Below are 18,427 nucleotides of genomic sequence, written 5' to 3'. Positions count from 1 at the left end.
GGGCAAGAGGTTTCCGCAATCGGGAGCGCTTCCGCAATGCGATTTATTTCCATCTCGGCGGCCTTGACCTATACCCCGCTCAGGTGGGAAAGCGGTGATTCAACCCACTCGAATGAGTGATGACCCCAAAATAATTGGAGGAGTCCATGGTACCCATCGACATGTCGCTGGATGCCCGCATGATGCTCACGCGCATGAGCCTCATCTATGAACGGGAGCAGGGCAGGCGCGTAAGGATGAGCCGCGACGAGGATATCGTCGCCATCATCAACTTTGCACTGCAGACGCTGAACAACGAATACCGGCGTTACTACGACGCCTTTGTCGGTCTGCTGACCGCCAACGAGGTGCGCACGCTGGTGGCGCAGGGGGCGCAGATCTATCGCGGCGCGGTGGTGGCGGAGCAAGCCGCCGAGTCTCCGATGGCCGTGGAGGCCCCGCGCACCTACCGCGGTGTGGTACAGGAGGCGCCGGCGCGGCCGGGGGAGGACGCCGCCAAACCTGCCAGGCCACAGCGGGTCTACCGCGGCCGGGTAGTGGAGGATTGAGGCGGCGGTGGCCGGCGGTAGATTGCCGGTAGTGGAGTGGTGCAGCATGGCTTGCGCCTGTGTCGCGTCATACGTTATATATAAATATATATAACGATAGGGGGTTGGTATGGGCAGACAGTCAGGCCCGAGAGTGCGCATCCTGCTGGGCCCGGACATCGCCATTGGCCCCGGCAAGGCCGACCTGCTCGACGCGTTGGCGCGCACCGGTTCCATCTCGGCGGCGGCGCGTGAGATGGGCATGTCGTACCGGCGGGCGTGGCTGCTGGTGGATACCATGAATGCCTGTTTCCGCCAGCCACTGGTGGAGACGGCAACCGGCGGCAAGGGGGGCGGTGGTGCCCGTGTCACCGAGTTTGGCCTTGATGTGCTGGCCCGCTATCGGGCCATGGAGATCAAGGCAGCGGCGGCGGTCGCAGGTGAAATGCGCGACTTCACCCGGCTGTTGGTTGCAACCGGGGAGTGAACCAGGGCGGCATAGCAGCCCTATTATTTTAATTAGCGCTGTATATGTGTGTATATATCGAGAGGGTTGATCATGAAATCACGGTTATGTCTGTTGTCATTGTTTCTGCTGCCGTTCCTGCTGTCGCGCCCGCTCCTGGCGGAGACACTGACCATTGCCGCTGCCGCCGATCTCAAATTCGCCATGGCCGAGGTGGTGGAACAGTTTCGCGCCATACGGCCGGGCGACCGGATCGAGGTAATCTATGGTTCGTCCGGCAAGTTCTTCACCCAGATCAAAAACGGCGCGCCGTTCGACATGTATTTCTCCGCCGACATCGAGTACCCCCGCACGCTGGAGAAAGAGGGCCTGGCCAGCGGCACCACCCGGCCCTATGCCATCGGCCGCATCGTGCTGTGGAGTCTGAAACCGGAATTGGCCAATACGGCGCTGAAGGACTTGCCCAATGCCGCTATCCGCAAGTTTGCCATCGCCAACCCCCATCACGCGCCTTACGGCCTGCGCGCCAAAGAGGCCATGGAGCACCAGGGGGTGTGGGCGGCGATGGAACCCAAGCTGGTGATGGGGGAAAACATCGCCCATACCGCGCAGTTCATCGATACCGGCGCGGCCGAGGCCGGTGTGGTGGCACTGGCCCTGGTGCTGTCGCCGACCATGGAAGGCAAGGGGGCCTGGTCGCTGATCCCGGCGGAATGGCACGAGCCGTTGGAGCAGGGTTATGTCATCACCCGACGCGCTGCTGGCAACGCGCTGGCGCAGGACTTCTCCGCTTATATGGCGAGCGAGCCGGCCCGCGTGGTGATGCGGCGCTACGGCTTCGTGCTGCCGGGTGAGGAGGGGCAATAACATGTCGGCAGCCGACTGGATCGCGTTGACCACCACCCTCAAACTGTCGGCGGTGACCACGCTGGTATTACTGGTGCTGGGCACGCCCATCGCCTGGTGGCTGGCGCGTACCAGGAACAAGGCGTCGGTGGTGGTGGAGGCGGTGGTGGCCTTGCCGCTGGTGCTGCCGCCCACCGTGCTGGGCTTTTACATGCTGGTGGCGCTGGGGCCGCATGGTCCCATCGGCGGCACGCTGCAAGCCCTCGGCTGGCATCACCTCGCCTTCACCTTCACCGGCCTGGTGATCGCGTCGACACTGTATTCCCTGCCGTTCATGGTGCAGCCGCTCAAGGACGCCTTCGCCGCCGTGGGCAACCGCATGACCGAGGCGGCGGCAACCTTGCGCGCCAGCCCGTGGGATCGCTTCTTCAGCGTGGTGCTGCCGCTGTCGCGGCGCGGTTTTCTCACCGCGACCACGTTGACCTTCGCTCACACCGTAGGTGAGTTCGGCGTGGTGTTGATGGTAGGCGGCAACATCCCGGGCGAGACGCGCGTGCTGTCCATCGCCATCTATGACCACGCCGAGGCCATGGATTACGCCAGTGCCCATGTGCTGGCAGGTGGCCTGCTGGTGGCCTCGTTCCTGCTGCTGTTCATGGTGTATTTCCTCAACCGCCGTTATCACGTGGTGCATGTATGAGTGAACAGACAAAAAAACGCAGCCGCGCTGGCTTCGGCTGGGGTGCCGTCATCGGCAGTCTGGGCGGCCTCATTGGTCTGGGTGGGGCAGAATTCCGTCTGCCGGTGCTGGTGGGGCGCTTCAAACTGCCGACGCTGGAGGCGGTGATCCTCAACAAGGCCATGAGTCTGGTGGTGGTGGCTTTCGCTTTCTTGTTTCGCGGTGGCGCCATTCCCTACACCGAGTTGTGGGCGCAGGTGGACATCGCCGTCAACCTGTTGGCCGGCAGCCTCATCGGTGCCTGGTGGGCGGCGGGCCATGCCATGCGCATGCCCCGTCATCTGCTCGACCGGGTGATCCTGGCATTGCTGGTGATGCTCGCCCTCATCATCCTGGCCGAAGCCTGGATGGGCGGTCACGATGGCGGCGCACCGCTGATCGCCGACACCACTCTGCGCTGGCTGGCGGGTCTGGTGGCCGGTCTGTTCATCGGCATGGTGGCGGCCCTGCTGGGCGTGGCCGGTGGCGAACTGCTGATCCCGACGCTGGTCCTGCTCTACGGCCTGGACATCAAGCTGGCCGGCAGTCTGTCGCTGATGATCAGCCTGCCCACCATGATTGTCGGCTTTGCCCGTTATCGCGAATCCAATGCCTTCGCCATCCTCGGCCACGAGCGCGCGCTGCTCATCTGGATGGCGCTCGGTTCCATCGTTGGCGCCGCCGTCGGCGGCCTGTTGCTCGGTCTGGTGCCCTCGGCCTGGCTGCTGACCGGCCTCGGCATCATTCTGCTGGTTTCCGCCATCAAGGTGTTCCAGCACACACAGGAACGCAAACACCCATGAATCGCGAAAACATCCAGGCACGCTTCAAGCTGCGCTACCCCGAATTCACCCTGGACGTGGACCTCGACCTGCCCGGCCGCGGCGTCACCGCCCTGTTCGGCCATTCCGGTTCCGGCAAGACCACCCTGCTGCGCCTCATCGCCGGTCTGGCGCACACCCCCGACGGCTATCTCGCCATGAAGGGCGAGATCTGGCAGGACGGCCGCAACTGCCTGCCCACCCACCGGCGTGCACTGGGTTATGTGTTCCAGGAGGCCAGCCTGTTTCCGCATCTTTCGGCGCGCGGTAATCTGGAATACGGCATGAAGCGCGCTGCCGAGCGCCTCGATGCCGCCGCCCTCGACCACGTCATCGAACTGCTTGGCATTGGCCACCTGCTGGAGCGCAAACCGGACCAGCTCTCCGGCGGCGAGCGCCAGCGCGTCGCCATCGCCCGCGCCCTGGCCATCAAGCCGCGCCTGTTGCTGATGGACGAGCCGCTGTCGGCACTGGACTTGAAGCGCAAGCAGGAAATCCTGCCCTACCTGGAGCGCATGCACGACGAACTGGAAATCCCAGTGCTCTACGTCACCCACTCGCCGGACGAGGTGGCGCGCCTCGCCGATCACCTGGTCCTGCTGGAAGATGGCAAGACCTTGGCCGCCGGCTCCATCAAGGAGGTGATGACGCGCCTCGATCTGCCGCTGGCGCGCGATGAGGCGGCGGAGTCGATCATCGAAACCGTGGTGGCCGGCCATGACGACAAATACAACCTCTCCTATCTCGACTTTCGCGGCGGTCGCTTTGCCGTGCACCGCCTGCCGCTCGCGCCGGGCAAGAGGACGCGGGTACGCGTCCACGCCCGCGATGTCAGTCTCGCCCTCAAGGAACACCGCGACAGCAGCATCGTCAACATCGTCGCTGGCCGGGTGCTGGAACTTGTCCCGCATAGCGACTGGCAGATGGCGGTGCGCCTCGGCCTCGGCCCCGAAGGTGACATGCCATTGCTGGCGCGCATCACGCGCCGCTCTGCCGACCTGCTGGAATTGGCGCCGGGCAAGCAGGTATATGCCCAGGTGAAGAGCGTGGTGCTGGCCGATTGAATGGCCCCGCTTGTGTCGGTGGACGAGCAGCAGGCGAAGAGGAGATGACATGAACACCCGGTTCCGCTGGCGGCCGCCAGCCCCCCGCCTGCTGCCCCATCTGCGCTGGGTCAACATCACCCTGCGCGGTCTGCATCTCATCGGTATCGCCGGTGTGGCTGGTGGCTTTTTGTTCGACCTGCCGGAGACGCGCTGGTTGGTCTACTGGCATCTCACCCTGGCCAGCGGCGTGCTGCTCGCCGCGCTCTATCTCTGGACCGACACCGGTTGGCTGTGGAAGCTGAAGGGGCAGGCCATACTGGTCAAGCTCGCGTTGCTGGCGTTGGCCTATGTGTACCCGGCATGGCGGGCGGAACTCTTCATGCTGATCGTCGCCCTCTCCGCCTTTTTCGCCCACGCGCCGGATCGTGTGCGCAGCTATGGCTGGGGCCGTCCGGTGCAGCCCTGTAAGGCGGGGAGACATACGTGACGAATCAAGCGGTGGCGCGTACGTGGATCGCCTGACCCTCGAGCGTTACCAGGTTTGGATCTATCTTGCTGCGATCCTCGGCGGCCTGGCGCTGGGCACGCTGTTTCCCGCTGTTGCCGCACCGTTCGAGGCTACGCTGTGGCCGGCGCTGGCGCTGCTGCTCTACACCACCTTCGTGCAGGTACCGTTGCTGCACGTGCGCGACGCCTTCCGCGATGGACGTTTCGTGCTCGGCATAGCCCTCGGCAATTTCGTGCTGCTGCCCGTGCTGGTGTGGTTCCTGCTGGCATGGCTGCCGGACGAGCCGGCGCTGCGCCTCGGTGTGCTGCTGGTGCTGCTGGTGCCGTGCACCGACTGGTTCATCACCTTTACCCAACTGGGCGGTGGCAACACGGCCCGCGCCATCGCCGTGACCCCGCTCAACCTGCTGGCGCAGTTGCTGCTGCTGCCGCTGTATCTGTGGTGGATGATGCCGGCGGGCACCCTGGGCGTGCTGTTTCGCGCCGAGGACATGCTGCCCGCGGCGGCCCTCATCGTTGCGCTGCCGCTGGCCGCCGCTGCCGTTACCGAACGCTGGATCGAGGCGCGGGCGGAGCGCGCGCGCTGGCGCGAACGCCTGGCCTGGTGGCCGGTGCCGCTGCTGGCTGGAGTGGTGCTGCTCATCGCCGGCGCCCAGGTCCACGTGGTGCGCGAGGCCGGGACGACTCTGCTCCAGGTGTTGCCGCTGTTCGTGGTGTTTCTGTTGGCGGCGGCGCTCACTGCCTGGGGACTGGCTCGCTGGTTGCGCCTGCCGGCAGACGTGGGCCGTACCCTGGCGTTCAGCCTCGGCACGCGCAATTCCTTCGTCGTGCTGCCCTTCGCCCTGGCACTGCCGCCTGGCTGGGAGACGGCGGTGGTGGTGATCGTGTTGCAGTCGCTGGTGGAGCTGTTCGGTATGGTGTTCTATCTGTGGTGGCTGCCGCGGCGTCTGTTCGCCGCGGGGCGCAGTGGAAACTCTTGAATAGGTTATCGCACACGCTGCAACGCGAGGGTGCCGGCCAGCATGCAGGCCGCGGCGAGGGCGAAGGCGAATTCCGGCGAGATGGCCGTCCACACCACGCCTACCGTGGCGCTGGAGAGAAATTTGGCTGTGCCGTTGACCGTGCCCAGGGCGCCGATGCTCAGGGTCAGGGTCTCGGTCTGCACCATGGCCGCCGTGACGGTGGATTCCAGCGCCTCCTGCACGGCCACATACAGGCCGGCGATGAAGAAGATGCCCGCCAGCAGTACCACGTCGTCGACGCCGAACCAGAAGGCCAATGTCGTCAATACCGCCGTGGCGGTGCCCAGCGCATAGCCGGCCACCAGCACCGGTAAATGGCCGACGCGATCCGCCAGCCAGCCCACCGGCCAGGAGGCGGCGACCTGCACGACATTGCGCCCCACATAGAGCAGCCCCGCCACCTGCGCCGCCTGCACCACGCCCATCGAGGTACTGAGCAGGGTGGTTGCGGCGAGGATCAGCAGGGCATGGGAGAAATCGCCAACCCCGAAGATTCCGACGGCGCCCAGGTAACGCTTGAAGCGGGGGGGGAGCCCGCGCAGCGAACCGAAGAACTTCAGCGCAGGATTCGGCGAGTGCTGCGGGTCCTGTACCAGCGTGAGGAAGGCGACGACGGCCAGCACGCCGGGGATCAGTGACAGCCACAGCACGAAGCGGAACGGCCCGGCGTCGTCACTCCACTGCCAGCCCTGCGCCAGACCCAGCAGCGCGACACCGAGCAGAGGCCCGAGCACAGCACCGACGGTGTCGGCGGCGCGGTGGAAGCCGAAGGCGCGGCCGCGCGTCTCCGCACTCACCGCCTGGATCACGATGGCATCGCGCAGCGGTCCGCGCAGTCCCTTGCCGAACCAGGATACCATCCGCCCCAGCAGGATCAGGGGCCAGCTCAGCGCCAGTGCGATCAGCGCCTGGCCGACCGGCGTCAGGCCGTAGCCGACCAACACCAGCAGCTTGCGGTGGCCCAGCTTGTCGGCAATGTAACCGGAGACCATCTTGGTGAAACTGGCCACTGCATCGGCGATGCCTTCGATGATGCCGAGTGCCGCCGCTGGGATGCCAAGCACCGCCAGAAAGCCCGGCAGGATGACGGTGGTGGTTTCATAGCAGAAGTCGCCCAGTGCACTGGTGATGCCGGCGCCCGCCACTGTGCGGTTGAGCCATCGCTTCGATTGGGCGGGGTCCTCGGGCGGAGAATTCGCAGAGTCGTGGGTCGCGCTCATTGCGGCAGCTCGAAGGTAGCCAGCACAGGGTAATGATCGGAGGCCACGTCCGTTACGGCACTGCGGATCACCTGGTACGAGCGCGCATGCTGCGCGAGCGCCTGGGAGGCCAGCAGATAATCGCAGCGCATGGTGGCGAACTCCACGTCGCGATAGGCGGCGGTCGGTACGGTGGGTACCAAGGCGGGGTCCAGCCGATGACCGAGGTCCACCCAGCCGGCGGCCTCCAGATGGGCCATTACGCTGCGGTCGATGCCGCGCAAATCGTCGGCGAGGTAACGGGTGCGGTGGTGTGGTGCCAGCACCGGCCAGTCTACTGGCTCCGGATCGTGAGGCGAGGCCGAGTTGAAGTCGCCGGTGAGCAGCGTCAGTTTTTCCGGCGCCGCCTGCACCGCCAGATAGGCCGCCTCGCGGCGGCGCACCGCGGGACCGTTGGGGCACAGGTGGGCGCTGATGAAGGTGATCTGCCGGTCGCTGTCGGGCAGTGCCACCCGCAGCGTGGCCGTGGCGTGATGGAAGTGCGCGCCGTCCGCCTCGAAGCCGGCGGCTCGTAGCGGCGCGCGGATGAAGATGGCGACGTTCTGTCCAGTACGCGGCGCGACGGCGAGGAAGCCGCGCATATCGAGCTGCGCCTCCAGCGCGTACAGCCAGGCCCCGCCGCTGGCGTCGAAGCCCTTGGCCTCCTGCATCAGGAACACGTCGGGTCGCAGTTCGTTGATGAGGCCGACCTGCGCCCGGGCGCGGCGGTCGTCGCTGCCGTCGCGCCCGGCAAAGAGGGTGTTGTAGGTGAGAACGGTGAGTTTCATGGTGCGCCCATCAGGTCAGCGGTTTTCGTCATGGGCCTCGAATACCCGCTGGGCGTAGGCATCGAGCAGCGCCTCGCAGGCGTGTAGGCGTTGCTGGGCTTCGCTGGCCAGGGGCGCGCCGTAGAAATCGAGCTTGTTGATCTTCTCCAGCCAGGACTGCAACTTCTTGAGATCGACATCGTTCTCTTCGAGTTCGGCGTAAGTGAAATGGCTCGCCGCCGTTTCCTTGGCGATCTCAGCCTCGAAATCCTGGCACTTGGCAAGGAACTCGACGTATTCCTCGTTGCGGTCCGCCTTGAAGCGGCCGACCACCTTGTTCTCCTGCGCCTGGTCCAGCGCCACCGTCTCCAACAGCACCGACTCGCCGGCCATCTCGGCGATCTCGTTCTCGATCATCTTGAGGCGACGGGTGTGGTCGTCGGTCTTGGGCAGCAGGCAGACGCCATTCTGTAGGTAAACCGCACCCATGCCCTTGAGGCGACGCCACAGGGCGACCCGTTTGTTGGCGGGTTCGGCGGGGACTTTGTAGGTGAGCAGTAGCCAGTTGGATGTGTTCATGGTTTCAGTTTAGGTGTAACGATGGTAACATTCAACATGAGCGATGGAATATTGCTCGCCGGGGACTGACGGATCTCAGGCCCGCGCTGCCCTGTTGCCGCCAGACCCGGCAATGGCGCTTGCGTTGGCCGGCGCGTTCGTATTAGTGTCTGGCCACACCATGGCTCGCCTGCGAGCCGGGAGATGGCATTCCTCCCCCAACCGCCGTTTCGGCTGATGATGCCTACACTGTTCCGGTATGCGGAGGTGTAGGCCCGTCTCCGCTCCAGAACACCAATATGCAAAGGAGCGGTATGAACCCTGGCGGATTTTCCTGCACTGGAGTAGGTGCCTGGCGGCGGCGCGGGTGCGGCGCGGTATGGCAGCAAAATCGCCCCATACCGACTTCCCGCGGGGCGGCGTCATGACCGAGATACTCGCCCTGGCGGCGCTATGGGTGAGCCTCGCGCTGGTCGCCACGCTGATTTCGATCTGGCTGCGCGTCGCCACCGCGCTATCCGAGATCGTGGTCGGCATGGTGGCGCAGCTGATCATCGGTGCCGCCCTCGGCATGCAGCTATTGCAGGGCGATGCCTCGTGGATCAAGTTTCTCGCCGGTACCGGCGCCATTGTGCTTACCTTTCTCGCCGGTGCCGAATTGGACCCGCAGGCCTTCCGTCGCAACTGGAGGGAGGCCTCGGCGGTCGGTGTCGCCGGTTTTTTCGTCCCGTTCCTCGGCTGCGCCGCCGCGGCCTACTATCTGCTCGACTGGAGCGCGCCGGCCAGTTGGCTGGCAGGCATCGCGTTGTCCACCACTTCGGTGGCGGTGGTGTATGCGGTGATGCTCGAATTCGGTCTCAATACCACCAATTATGGCAAGACCGTGCTCGCCGCCTGCTTCATCAACGACCTCATCACCGTATTGGCCCTTGGCCTGATGTTTGCGCCGTTTACCTACAAGACCTTGGTATTCCTCGGTGCCGCCGCGGTGGCCTTCGCGCTGCTGCCGTGGGCCACGCGGCGCCTGTTCCAGCGCTACGGCGGGCGGCCTTCGGAGCTGGAAGCCAAATTTCTGCTGGCGGTGCTGTTCGCCCTGGGCGCGCTCGCTTCCTGGGCTGAGAGCGAGGCGGTGCTGCCCGCCTACATGGTGGGCATGGTGCTGGCCGGTACCGTAGGCAAGGACCATCAGTTGATCCGCCGCCTGCGCACCCTGACCTTCGGCCTGCTGACGCCGTTCTACTTCATCCGCGCCGGCAGTCTGGTGTCGTTGCCGGCTCTGGCCGCGGCGCCACTGGCCTTCGTGATCCTGCTGCTGGCCAAGATGGCGACCAAGTTCGCCGGGGTCTACCCGGTGACGCAGTTGTACAAATCCCCCCGGGGCGAGGCGATGTACACCACGCTGCTGATGTCCACCGGTCTGACCTTCGGCACCATCTCGTCCCTGTTCGGCCTGTCCCACGGCATCATCGATCAGGCGCAGTATTCCTACCTGGTGGCGGCGGTCATCGGCAGCGCCGTGGTGCCGACATTGATTGCCAATGCATTCTTTCTGCCGCGCCATCTGCTCGGCGGTTCCAGCACGGTGGTGGTGGAAACGGACGCGGCCAAGGAGAAGGAGGGGCGGGCCGATGGTTGAGACGGTTTTGTCGCGTCGGGCGGTTTACACGGTCGAGGGGCGGTGAGCCTCTGTTGCAAGGAGAACGACATGTTCAAGCACATCCTGGTTGCCTATGACGGTTCCGAGCCGGCGTTGCATGCCTTTCGCTATGGTGCCGGCCTGGCACGTGCGTACAGCGCCGCACTCACCGTGCTGTCGGTGGTACGGCCGCCGGAGTTCGGCGCCGACGTGGAGACGGAGGCGGTGATCGAGTCGTCGCGCCGTTACCACGAAGACCTGTTGCGCGCGCTGGCCGCCGTGCCGGAGGCGCAGGGACTGACGGCCGATTACCGCGTCGCCGTCGGCCACCCGGCGGAGCAGATCATCGCCGCGGCGGAGGCGGGCGGCGCCGACCTGATCGTGCTCGGCCACCGCGGCCGCAGCGGACTTGGCCGCTGGCTGCTGGGCTCGATCTCGAAGCAGGTGATGACCCACGCGCCTTGCGCAGTACTGATGGCCCGCTGAAGGCCGCAAACACCCCGTTCACATGGCGAGGAGTCACTCATGAAACTACACATCGAACACATCTCGGCTCTGGAAATTCTCGATTCCCGCGGCAATCCCACGGTGCGCGTCAGCGTAGCGCTGGCCGATGGCACGGTCGGCACCGCCTCGGTGCCTTCCGGCGCCTCCACTGGCGCGAACGAGGCGGTGGAACTGCGCGATGGCGATGCGCGCCGCTATGGCGGTAAGGGCGTGCGGCGTGCGGTGGACAACGTGAACAAAGAGATCGCACCGGCCCTGGCCGGCTGGGACCCGCGCCAACAGGCGCTGATCGACGCGCGCATGAATGAGCTGGACGGCACGCCCAACAAGGCGCGTCTCGGTGCCAACGCCATCCTCGGCGTGTCGCAGGCGGTGGCGCGTGCCGCCGCCCAGGCCAGCGGTCTGCCGCTCTACGCCTATCTGGGCGGTGTCGGCGCGCGGCGCCTGCCGGTGCCGATGATGAATGTGCTCAATGGCGGCAAGCACGCCGACAGCAGCCTCGATTTCCAGGAGTTCATGATCGTCCCCCACGGCGCCCCGACCTTCGCCGAGGCGCTGCGCTATGGCGCCGAGACCTTCGACACCCTGCGCCGCCTGTTGAAGAAGAAGGGCTATGCCACCAGCGTGGGCGACGAGGGCGGCTTCGCGCCGCAGCTACAGAGCAACGACGAGGCCTGTGAGCTCATCGTGCAGGCCATCGAGGCGGCGGGCTATCGGCCCGGCGAGGACGTGGCGATCGCCCTCGACCCGGCGGCCAGTTCGTTCTATCGCGACGGTGCCTACCACCTCGATCGCAGTGGTCAGGGGGTGAAGAGCAGTGCCGAGATGACGGCCTTCTATGCTACGTGGCTCGACAAGTATCCGATCATCTCCATCGAAGACGGCTTGGCCGAGAACGACTGGGACGGCTTCCGTGCCCACACCGCCGCCCTCGGCGGCCGCATCCAGATCGTCGGCGACGATATCCTGGTGACCAACACCAGGTTCATCCGCCGCGCCATCGCGGAGCACTCCTGCAACGCGGTGCTGATCAAGCTGAACCAGATCGGCACCGTCAGTGAGACCATCGACGCGATCCAGCTTTGCCGCGATGCCGGCTGGGGCTTCGTCATCTCCCATCGCTCCGGCGAGACCGAGGATACGTTTATGGCGGATTTCGCCGTGGCCATGGGTGGCGGCCAGATCAAGACCGGTTCACTGTGCCGCGGCGAGCGCATCGCCAAATACAACCGCCTGCTGGAGATCGAGGCGGAACTCGGGGATGTCGCGTGTTTCGGGCGTCGGTGATTCGTAGCGCGGGATGGTGCCCCTGCAGGATAGAGATGACGACGGTGTACCATGACCGTGCCTGACGGCCTTGCTGAAACGCATTTGCGCCGCCTGTTGGCGGATTTCCGCTACATGGACGAACTCTGGGTGGAGGCGAACGCGCGTCTGGTCAAACCCGATGTCGAACGACTTTTTCCGCGTTTCGTGCCGGATGCAAGCGAGGCTCAGGTGAGGTTGGTGGCGGAACATGCCGCCCGATTCCGTGAGGTCATGCGGCGCTTTCTCGAAGACCATCGGGCGTTTCCTGCGGCACCACCGCAGAGCGCCATCGGCAGCATGGGCGTGATGCTGAGTATCCTGGAGGTGGCGCTGGGAGAGATTACGCCCAAACAACTGGCGGGCTACGGTGCGCTTACGCCGGAAGGGGCGCAGGCCATCGTGCGGCTGCAAACCTCCCTGCAGGAGATCGTCGACGGTTTGCGTGCGCATCTGCGCGCCATGGCATGAGCGGCGGCATGGGGATGCAGGACCACACGGCAATGCCTGCCCCTTCCGCTGAGTCTGCGGCCAAGACCTGGCAGCGGCCGCCGGATCTGCCGTGGCATACCCGTGCCGTCACGGAGGTGCTGGCGGCGTTCAGTGTGGATGAGTCGGGGCTCGCTCCCGCGGAGAGCGCGCGCCGTCTGGCCCTCCATGGCCCCAATGCGCTGCCGCCGCCCCGCGTACGCAAATCTTGGCGCCGCTTGCTGGCGCAGTTTCAGAACATACTCATCTATGTGCTGCTGGTTTCCTCCGTGGTCACGGCCCTGCTCGCCGAGTGGGTGGACACCGGGGTGATCCTCGGCGTGGTGATAATCAACGCCATCGTCGGTTTCATCCAGGAGGGAAAGGCGGAGTCCGCACTCGCGGCCATCCGCAGCGGACTGGCGCGCCGTGCCACGGTGCTGCGCTCGGGTGAGCGGCGCGAAGTGGCGGCCGAGGAGGTGGCGCCTGGTGAACTGGTGCTGTTGGCGCCGGGGGACCGGGTGCCGGCGGACCTGCGCCTCGTCGAGGCCCGCGGCTTGCGCATCGACGAGGCGAGCCTCACCGGTGAGTCGGTGGCAGTGGACAAGACGAGCGCTCCGGTGGCGGCTGACGCCCACCTGGCCGAGCGTTTTTGCATGGCCTATGCCGGTACCCTGGTGAGCCAGGGGCGGGGCGCGGGTGTGGCGGTCGGTACGGGATTGAATACCGAGTTGAGCCGCATCAGTGCGCTGCTCGGCGGCATCGAGCCGCTGACCACCCCCCTGTTGCGGCAGATGGACCGCTTCTCCCGCCGCCTGGCGTTCGCCATCGTCGCCGGTGCGGCGCTGCTGTTCGTGTTTGGGACGCTATGGCGCGGACTCGGGGCCGAGGAGATGTTTCTTGCAGTGGTCGGACTTGCCGTCGCCGCCATCCCCGAGGGGTTGCCGGCGGTGCTGACCATCGTGCTCGCCATCGGCGTGCAGCGCATGGCGCGGCGCAACGCCATCGTGCGTCGCCTGCCCGCCGTGGAGACCCTCGGTGCAGTGACCGTGATCTGCTCGGACAAGACCGGAACCCTCACGCGCAACGAAATGACCGTCCGCCATCTGGTGACCGCCGGCGGCCGTGTCCAGGTGAGCGGTTCGGGTTACGCACCGGCCGGTGGTTTCAGCAGGGACGGGCGAGAGATCGCGCTGGACGGCCTGCCGGATGTGAACGAACTGATCCTGGCCGGTCTGCTGTGTAACGACGCGCGCCTGATGCAGCATGATGGGCAGTGGGCGGTGGAAGGCGATCCTACGGAAGGGGCACTGCTCGCGCTGGCCGGCAAGGCGGGGCTGGATATCAAACAGGACCGCGAGCGCCGGCCGCGTATCGACGCCATTCCCTTCGAGTCGGCGCATCGCTTCATGGCCACCCTGCACCACGATTTCGCGGGCCACCACTTCATCGTGATCAAGGGCGCGGCGGAGGCCGTGCTCCCGCGCTGCACCCACCAGCGCAGCGGCGGTGACGAACGGCCGCTCGAGGCGGCTTATTGGCACCGTGAGGTGGCGGCCATCGCGGCCAGCGGCGACCGCCTGCTTGCACTGGCCTTCGCGGCGTTGCCGGCGCCCGCCGCTGCGCTGACGCTGGCGGATGTGGAACAGGGCCTCACCCTGCTGGGGCTGGTGGGTATCACCGATCCGCCGCGGCTCGAGGCCCGCGAGGCGGTGGCCCGCTGCCAGTCCGCCGGCATCCGGGTGAAGATGATCACCGGCGATCACGCGGTGACCGCCGCCGCCATCGCCGATCAGTTGGGCATTGCCACGGGCCAGGTCATGACCTGCGACGAACTGACGCGGATGGACGCCACGGCACTGCGCCGCGCCGTGGCTGCCACGGCGGTGTTCGCCCGCGCCGCACCCGAGCACAAACTACGGCTGGTGGAGGCCTTGCAGGCGAATGGCGAGGTGGTGGCAATGACCGGCGACGGTGTCAATGACGCCCCGGCCCTCAAGCGCGCCGATGTGGGGGTGGCTATGGGGCGCAAAGGGACGGAGGCGGCGCGTGAGGCGGCGGAGATGGTGTTGGCGGACGACAACTTCGCCACCATCGCCCACGCCGTAGAAGAAGGTCGCACCATTTACGACAACCTGAAGAAATCCATTCTCTTCATCCTTCCCACCAACGGCGCCGAAGCGGCGGTGATCGCTGCCGCCATCCTGCTGGGTCTGACCCTACCCATCACCCCGGCGCAGATCCTCTGGGTCAACATGATCACCGCCGTCACCCTCGCACTGACCCTGGCCTTCGAACCACCCGAGGGTGACCTGATGGCACGGCCGCCACGGCGCGCCGACGAGCCGCTGCTGTCCGGCTATCTGGTGTGGCGGGTGGCGCTGGTCAGTGGCGTGCTGACCGCCGGCGTGCTGTGGCTGTTCCTGTGGGAACTGGCTACGGGTGATTCACTGGAATCAGCCCGCACAGTGGCGGTCAACGCCCTGGTGATGGGCGAGATATTCTACTTGTTCAATACCCGCTTTCTGCACCGCCCGGCGTTACGCGGCGGGTTGCGTGGCAACCGCGCCATCTGGATCGCCATCGCACTGTTGCTCGTTGCACAGCTTTCCTTTACCTACCTGGGGCCGTTTCAGGCCCTGTTCTCGACGGCTCCGATCACCGCGGGGGGGTGGCTGCTGAGCGCCCTGGTGGGGGGCGTGCTGATGGTGTGCGTAGAAGTGGAAAAGTGGCTGCTGGACTACTGGCAGTCCAACCACCGTGGTTGAGAGGAAAGCCGTGACCGATTGTAGCAGCACCTATTGTTCCCAATTCACCTATTGGCTCGACACGCTATGCGGTATCGAGGGGGCCGACCCCGCCGTGTGTGCCGACCTGCGCGCCAAGCTGGCGGCCCAATCGTTCAACCTGGTGGTGGCAGGACAGTTCAAGCGAGGCAAGAGCACCCTCATCAACGCCCTGCTCGGAGCAGAGTTGCTGCCGGTGGCGGTAGTACCTCTTACTGCCGTGGTCACCCGTCTGCACTATGGCGATACACCGGCGGCGCGGGTGGTGTTCGAGAACGGTACGGAGCGTGCGATAGCGATCGAACAATTGGCAGAGTATGTGGCCGAGGCGGGCAATCCACGCAATGCCAAGGGAGTACGCGAGGTCAGCGTGCAGTATCCTTCCGCGTGGTTGAGGGAGGGCATTCATTTGGTGGATACGCCGGGCATCGGTTCGGTACATAGCCACAATACCGAGGCGACCTATCGCTACCTGCCTCAGGCCGACGCGGTCATCCTGGTGATTTCTGTGGATCAGCCTGCCAGCCGCGAGGAGCTGGATTTCCTCGCCGAGATTCGCCGCCATGCCGGTAAGGTATTCTGCCTGCTGAACAAGGCAGACTACCTGAATGCTGAGGAGCTGGAGGAATCGCTCGGTTTCACCCGCACCGTGCTGCAGCAGGCCGCGGGCGAGGCCGTGCCGGTGTTCCCGATCTCGGCACGCCTGGCCTTGCGCGGCAAGCTGGAACACTCGCCGGCCATGCTCGAGGCGAGCGGGCTGCCACGCTTCGCGGCGGTGCTGGACCGCTTTCTGCATGAGGAAAAAGGATCTGTCTGGCAACAGTCCATGCGCCACCACCTGCTGCGCCAACTCAATCAGATGCGCCTGACGGCCTGTCTCGAATGCCAAGCGCTGACTGAGCCCCTGGAGCGCATCGAGACCAATCTCAATGCCTTTGAGAGGAAGAAGCAGGAGACCCGGCAGGCGCGCTCCGATTACGAAACGTTGCTCAAGGCAGAGGCACTGCGCCTGATCAAGGAAAAGGTGGAGCCCGATCTGGAGGCATTGAAGCCCGCCTTGCAGCGACATCTGGCTAGCCGTCTGCACGACTGGTACCGTGAATTGCGCCCGCAGGGTTCGGCAGCCGTGCAAGCGGGCCTGGAGACTCGCTTGCAGGCGGCAGTGCGGCAAGAGTTCGATGCCTGGCGCCGCGCTGAGGACGCCGCCGTGCGTCAGGCATTCGAGACGATGTGCGGCCGATTCTGGAATAACGTCCAGGAAATGGCTGACGAGTTGTTGCGCTATTCCTCCGAACTGTTTGCCATTCCGTTCCAGACCACGCGCGCCGACTCGCTTTGGCAGGCCCGTTCCGGTTTTCACTACAAATTCTGGCAGGAGCCGCCATCCATGGTGCTGTTGACTGCCTCATTGCTGCGCTGGTTGCCTGGTTTCATCGCTCACCCCCTGATGCTGCGCCAGGCACGCCAGCGCGCTGCCGACCTAGTGGAGGTGCAGGCGGGGCGTCTGCGCCACGACTTCGAAGAGCGCATCAAGGCGAGCACCGAGGAATTCCGCCAGGCTATGCTGGAGCGGCTCGATGCCACCATCGGCGGTATTGAGGTGGCCGTTGCCAAGGGAGTGGTGGCACGGCGTGCCGGTGCAGAGGTTACATCCAGCCGCTTAGCAGTTCTACAGGCCGTCCTCATGGACATCGATCGGCTTTCAGGGCAGATATCAGAATCACAGGTATCATAACCGTGCTATCGATCGATAGGCCGATCGGTGGACGCACCGGGAATATCGAGATGAATCTCACGTTGCTGAAAGAATAGTTCGCTTTCCATCGCGTGGACGAGGATCTGCTAAAGGAACGCAGCGCTGGAGGCCGGGCGACGTGGGGCGTTTCATGGTTTTGTTCGGGTCTACCAGTTTAATCTTCGAATCACCACCTAAGCTATGCTGTGGTTTGTATTCAGAGCCAAATACGCCCGAGGAACAAACCCTGTTCCTATTCGGCTGGTTTATCGTCGGACTGCTGACGCAAACCCTGATCGTGCATATGGTTTGTACACCGAAGATTCCTTTCATCCAGAGCCGGGCAGCCCCGCCGCTCCTGGTGATGACGGCGGTAATCATGGGTTTTGGGATTTTTTTACCGATGGGACCACTGGCGCACTATTTCAAGTTGCAAGCGCGGCCACCGCTGTACTTTATGTTTCTGCCGCTGATCTTGCTGGCCTACATGGCGCTGACTCAGGCCAGGAATGGCATCGATGTGCGCCGTTACGGTTGGCATTGGGTGGTCTGCACGGGTAAAGCATGGCCGCGATATTGACCCCGCTGTCGGACACCGAACGTGCCGCTGCCATAGAGCGTGCAGTCGCATATCTGCACGGCCGCCAGTCACCGGCCGGCGGCTTTTGCGTCTATCGCAGCGCACAGCTCGACGAGCCGAATCTGTTCGACACCTACTACGCCGTGGCGGCGCTGCGCATGGCCGACGGTGTGCTGCCGCGGCCGGAGGCGATCCGGCGCTTTCTCTGCCAAGCCGAACCAGTGCAAGTGTACGGTCTGTACTTCCGCAGCTTTGCCCTGCAGTTGCTGGGACAGGACGATCCCGTCATTGCGGCGACGCGGGCGGCGGTCGTCGCCTTGCCGCTGGTCCCTCCGCGGGCGGAATCCCTGACCAGCGGGAAGCTGCGCTCCCTGTTGTTCACCTTGCGCCTCAAGCGTTTGTTGGATGCGCCGCTGGATATGGTGGTGGCGGCAAGGTTGCGCGCGCTGGAGCATGCCGGCGGTGGTTTTGGCGGCAAGCCCAATGCCATCGATACCCACCTCACGCTGGCGTGTCTTGCCGCCTGCGGCGATCAGGTGCCAATGCCGCGTACCGATGAGTTCCTGCAACGTCTCCAGCATCCCGCATTCGGCTTCCGGCTCACGGAGGATTCGCTGGCGCCCGCCCTCGATACGCTGTATGCCGGTGTGCAGGCCTGCCGCCTGCGGCAAGTGCCTGTGGCCTATCCCGCCGCGGTCGCCCGTTTCGTCCTCGACTGCCAGACGGCCAACGGCGGCTTTGCCCGCGCCCCCATGGCTCTGCCCGGGATTGAACTGACCTGCCGCGCCTTGGCTTTGCTGCTGCCTTCGGCTCGCCCTGCCGCATGATCAGGGACGGATGTTCTGTCGCCTTACTCACTTCATTGTCGCCTTTGTTACATACGACAGGCCATAA

The 18,427-nt window shown here is 65.1% G+C and carries 18 protein-coding genes, 1 pseudogene and 1 riboswitch; of the genes and pseudogenes, 16 read left to right on the top strand and 3 right to left on the bottom strand.

Annotated features, from left to right (window positions below; all coding sequences use genetic code 11):
- The first annotated feature begins 146 nt into the window (after nucleotides 1-146).
- The 8 genes from ACMV8A_RS11505 to ACMV8A_RS11470 all read left to right on the top strand — a co-directional run bounded on the left by ACMV8A_RS11505 (nucleotide 147) and on the right by ACMV8A_RS11470 (nucleotide 5,911).
- On the top strand, nucleotides 147-548 hold the full coding sequence (locus tag ACMV8A_RS11505) for a hypothetical protein (protein WP_495325940.1): 402 nt from the start codon (nucleotides 147-149) through the stop codon (nucleotides 546-548).
- Nucleotides 549-657: 109 nt separating this feature from the next.
- Nucleotides 658-1,014 (top strand): winged helix-turn-helix domain-containing protein, encoded by a 357-nt coding sequence (locus tag ACMV8A_RS11500; protein ID WP_495325939.1) that lies wholly within the window; start codon nucleotides 658-660, stop codon nucleotides 1,012-1,014.
- Between the two features lie 72 nt (nucleotides 1,015-1,086).
- A complete protein-coding gene (modA, locus tag ACMV8A_RS11495; protein WP_495325938.1) occupies nucleotides 1,087-1,860 on the top strand; it encodes a molybdate ABC transporter substrate-binding protein in 774 nt (257 codons plus the stop codon).
- Between the two features lies 1 nt (nucleotide 1,861).
- Nucleotides 1,862-2,539, top strand: a complete 678-nt coding sequence (gene modB / locus ACMV8A_RS11490; RefSeq protein WP_495325937.1) for a molybdate ABC transporter permease subunit — start codon at nucleotides 1,862-1,864, stop codon at nucleotides 2,537-2,539.
- On the top strand, nucleotides 2,536-3,360 hold the full coding sequence (locus tag ACMV8A_RS11485; RefSeq protein WP_495325936.1) for a sulfite exporter TauE/SafE family protein: 825 nt from the start codon (nucleotides 2,536-2,538) through the stop codon (nucleotides 3,358-3,360). The genes modB and ACMV8A_RS11485 overlap by 4 nt, the downstream gene beginning before the upstream one ends.
- Nucleotides 3,357-4,442 carry a molybdenum ABC transporter ATP-binding protein gene (gene modC, locus ACMV8A_RS11480; RefSeq protein ID WP_495325935.1) on the top strand — a complete coding sequence of 362 codons (1,086 nt, stop codon included), beginning with the start codon at nucleotides 3,357-3,359 and terminating at the stop codon, nucleotides 4,440-4,442. The genes ACMV8A_RS11485 and modC overlap by 4 nt, the downstream gene beginning before the upstream one ends.
- Before the next feature lie 49 nt (nucleotides 4,443-4,491).
- Entirely contained in the window at nucleotides 4,492-4,911 is a 420-nt protein-coding gene (locus ACMV8A_RS11475) for a hypothetical protein (protein ID WP_495325934.1), read from the top strand.
- Nucleotides 4,912-4,933: 22 nt separating this feature from the next.
- Nucleotides 4,934-5,911, top strand: a complete 978-nt coding sequence (locus tag ACMV8A_RS11470) for an arsenic resistance protein (RefSeq protein WP_495325933.1) — start codon at nucleotides 4,934-4,936, stop codon at nucleotides 5,909-5,911.
- A 5-nt stretch (nucleotides 5,912-5,916) separates the two neighbouring features.
- Here ACMV8A_RS11470 and ACMV8A_RS11465 read toward each other — a convergent pair whose 3' ends face one another.
- The 3 genes from ACMV8A_RS11465 to ACMV8A_RS11455 are packed head-to-tail and all read right to left on the bottom strand — an operon-like array spanning nucleotide 5,917 to nucleotide 8,537.
- On the bottom strand, nucleotides 5,917-7,173 hold the full coding sequence (locus ACMV8A_RS11465) for an MFS transporter (RefSeq protein WP_495325932.1): 1,257 nt from the start codon (nucleotides 7,171-7,173) through the stop codon (nucleotides 5,917-5,919).
- Complete coding sequence (locus ACMV8A_RS11460) at nucleotides 7,170-7,979, bottom strand: endonuclease/exonuclease/phosphatase family protein (RefSeq protein ID WP_495325930.1); 810 nt, start codon at nucleotides 7,977-7,979, stop codon at nucleotides 7,170-7,172. Before ACMV8A_RS11460 ends, ACMV8A_RS11465 begins: the two co-directional genes overlap by 4 nt.
- A 15-nt stretch (nucleotides 7,980-7,994) precedes the next feature.
- The gene (locus ACMV8A_RS11455; protein ID WP_495325929.1) at nucleotides 7,995-8,537 is read right to left on the bottom strand and encodes a Chromate resistance protein ChrB; all 543 of its coding nucleotides are present in this window, start codon (nucleotides 8,535-8,537) and stop codon (nucleotides 7,995-7,997) included.
- A gap of 170 nt (nucleotides 8,538-8,707) precedes the next feature.
- A riboswitch (Fluoride riboswitch) is annotated at nucleotides 8,708-8,770 on the top strand.
- Between the two features lie 170 nt (nucleotides 8,771-8,940).
- Here ACMV8A_RS11455 and ACMV8A_RS11450 point away from each other — a divergent pair.
- From ACMV8A_RS11450 to ACMV8A_RS11415, 8 genes and pseudogenes are all read left to right on the top strand, one after another.
- Complete coding sequence (locus ACMV8A_RS11450; RefSeq protein ID WP_495325928.1) at nucleotides 8,941-10,152, top strand: cation:proton antiporter; 1,212 nt, start codon at nucleotides 8,941-8,943, stop codon at nucleotides 10,150-10,152.
- Nucleotides 10,153-10,221: 69 nt separating this feature from the next.
- Nucleotides 10,222-10,638 (top strand): universal stress protein, encoded by a 417-nt coding sequence (locus ACMV8A_RS11445; protein WP_495325927.1) that lies wholly within the window; start codon nucleotides 10,222-10,224, stop codon nucleotides 10,636-10,638.
- Between the two features lie 39 nt (nucleotides 10,639-10,677).
- On the top strand, nucleotides 10,678-11,946 hold the full coding sequence (gene eno / locus ACMV8A_RS11440; protein ID WP_495325926.1) for a phosphopyruvate hydratase: 1,269 nt from the start codon (nucleotides 10,678-10,680) through the stop codon (nucleotides 11,944-11,946).
- Between the two features lie 51 nt (nucleotides 11,947-11,997).
- Nucleotides 11,998-12,435, top strand: coding sequence for a hypothetical protein (locus tag ACMV8A_RS11435; RefSeq protein ID WP_495325925.1), 438 nt, complete (start codon nucleotides 11,998-12,000; stop codon nucleotides 12,433-12,435).
- A gap of 32 nt (nucleotides 12,436-12,467) precedes the next feature.
- A complete protein-coding gene (locus tag ACMV8A_RS11430) occupies nucleotides 12,468-15,200 on the top strand; it encodes a cation-transporting P-type ATPase (protein WP_495325924.1) in 2,733 nt (910 codons plus the stop codon).
- 10 nt (nucleotides 15,201-15,210) lie between these two features.
- Nucleotides 15,211-16,953, top strand: coding sequence for a dynamin family protein (locus tag ACMV8A_RS11425; RefSeq protein WP_495325922.1), 1,743 nt, complete (start codon nucleotides 15,211-15,213; stop codon nucleotides 16,951-16,953).
- A gap of 83 nt (nucleotides 16,954-17,036) precedes the next feature.
- A pseudogene (locus ACMV8A_RS11420) lies at nucleotides 17,037-17,533 on the top strand (magnesium-translocating P-type ATPase); the annotation flags it as partial.
- Nucleotides 17,518-18,360, top strand: a complete 843-nt coding sequence (locus ACMV8A_RS11415) for a prenyltransferase/squalene oxidase repeat-containing protein (RefSeq protein ID WP_495325921.1) — start codon at nucleotides 17,518-17,520, stop codon at nucleotides 18,358-18,360. The pseudogene ACMV8A_RS11420 and the gene ACMV8A_RS11415, both read left to right, overlap by 16 nt.
- Nucleotides 18,361-18,427: the final 67 nt, after the last annotated feature.

The sequence above is a fragment of the Sulfurivermis sp. genome (assembly GCF_059410345.1).
Note: the sequence above shows the minus strand (reverse complement) of the source record. Positions and strands in the feature narration are given on the sequence as shown.

What these genes read in the sequence shown, in the direction of transcription:
- ACMV8A_RS11505 (WP_495325940.1), top strand. Translation starts at nt 147, where the DNA reads ATGGTACCCATCGACATGTCGCTGGATGCCCGCATGATGCTCACGCGC.
- ACMV8A_RS11500 (WP_495325939.1), top strand. Translation starts at nt 658, where the DNA reads ATGGGCAGACAGTCAGGCCCGAGAGTGCGCATCCTGCTGGGCCCGGAC.
- modA (WP_495325938.1), top strand. Translation starts at nt 1,087, where the DNA reads ATGAAATCACGGTTATGTCTGTTGTCATTGTTTCTGCTGCCGTTCCTG.
- modB (WP_495325937.1), top strand. Translation starts at nt 1,862, where the DNA reads ATGTCGGCAGCCGACTGGATCGCGTTGACCACCACCCTCAAACTGTCG.
- ACMV8A_RS11485 (WP_495325936.1), top strand. Translation starts at nt 2,536, where the DNA reads ATGAGTGAACAGACAAAAAAACGCAGCCGCGCTGGCTTCGGCTGGGGT.
- modC (WP_495325935.1), top strand. Translation starts at nt 3,357, where the DNA reads ATGAATCGCGAAAACATCCAGGCACGCTTCAAGCTGCGCTACCCCGAA.
- ACMV8A_RS11475 (WP_495325934.1), top strand. Translation starts at nt 4,492, where the DNA reads ATGAACACCCGGTTCCGCTGGCGGCCGCCAGCCCCCCGCCTGCTGCCC.
- ACMV8A_RS11465 (WP_495325932.1), bottom strand. Translation starts at nt 7,173, where the DNA reads ATGAGCGCGACCCACGACTCTGCGAATTCTCCGCCCGAGGACCCCGCC.
- ACMV8A_RS11460 (WP_495325930.1), bottom strand. Translation starts at nt 7,979, where the DNA reads ATGAAACTCACCGTTCTCACCTACAACACCCTCTTTGCCGGGCGCGAC.
- ACMV8A_RS11455 (WP_495325929.1), bottom strand. Translation starts at nt 8,537, where the DNA reads ATGAACACATCCAACTGGCTACTGCTCACCTACAAAGTCCCCGCCGAA.
- ACMV8A_RS11450 (WP_495325928.1), top strand. Translation starts at nt 8,941, where the DNA reads ATGACCGAGATACTCGCCCTGGCGGCGCTATGGGTGAGCCTCGCGCTG.
- ACMV8A_RS11445 (WP_495325927.1), top strand. Translation starts at nt 10,222, where the DNA reads ATGTTCAAGCACATCCTGGTTGCCTATGACGGTTCCGAGCCGGCGTTG.
- eno (WP_495325926.1), top strand. Translation starts at nt 10,678, where the DNA reads ATGAAACTACACATCGAACACATCTCGGCTCTGGAAATTCTCGATTCC.
- ACMV8A_RS11435 (WP_495325925.1), top strand. Translation starts at nt 11,998, where the DNA reads ATGACCGTGCCTGACGGCCTTGCTGAAACGCATTTGCGCCGCCTGTTG.
- ACMV8A_RS11430 (WP_495325924.1), top strand. Translation starts at nt 12,468, where the DNA reads ATGCCTGCCCCTTCCGCTGAGTCTGCGGCCAAGACCTGGCAGCGGCCG.
- ACMV8A_RS11415 (WP_495325921.1), top strand. Translation starts at nt 17,518, where the DNA reads ATGGCCGCGATATTGACCCCGCTGTCGGACACCGAACGTGCCGCTGCC.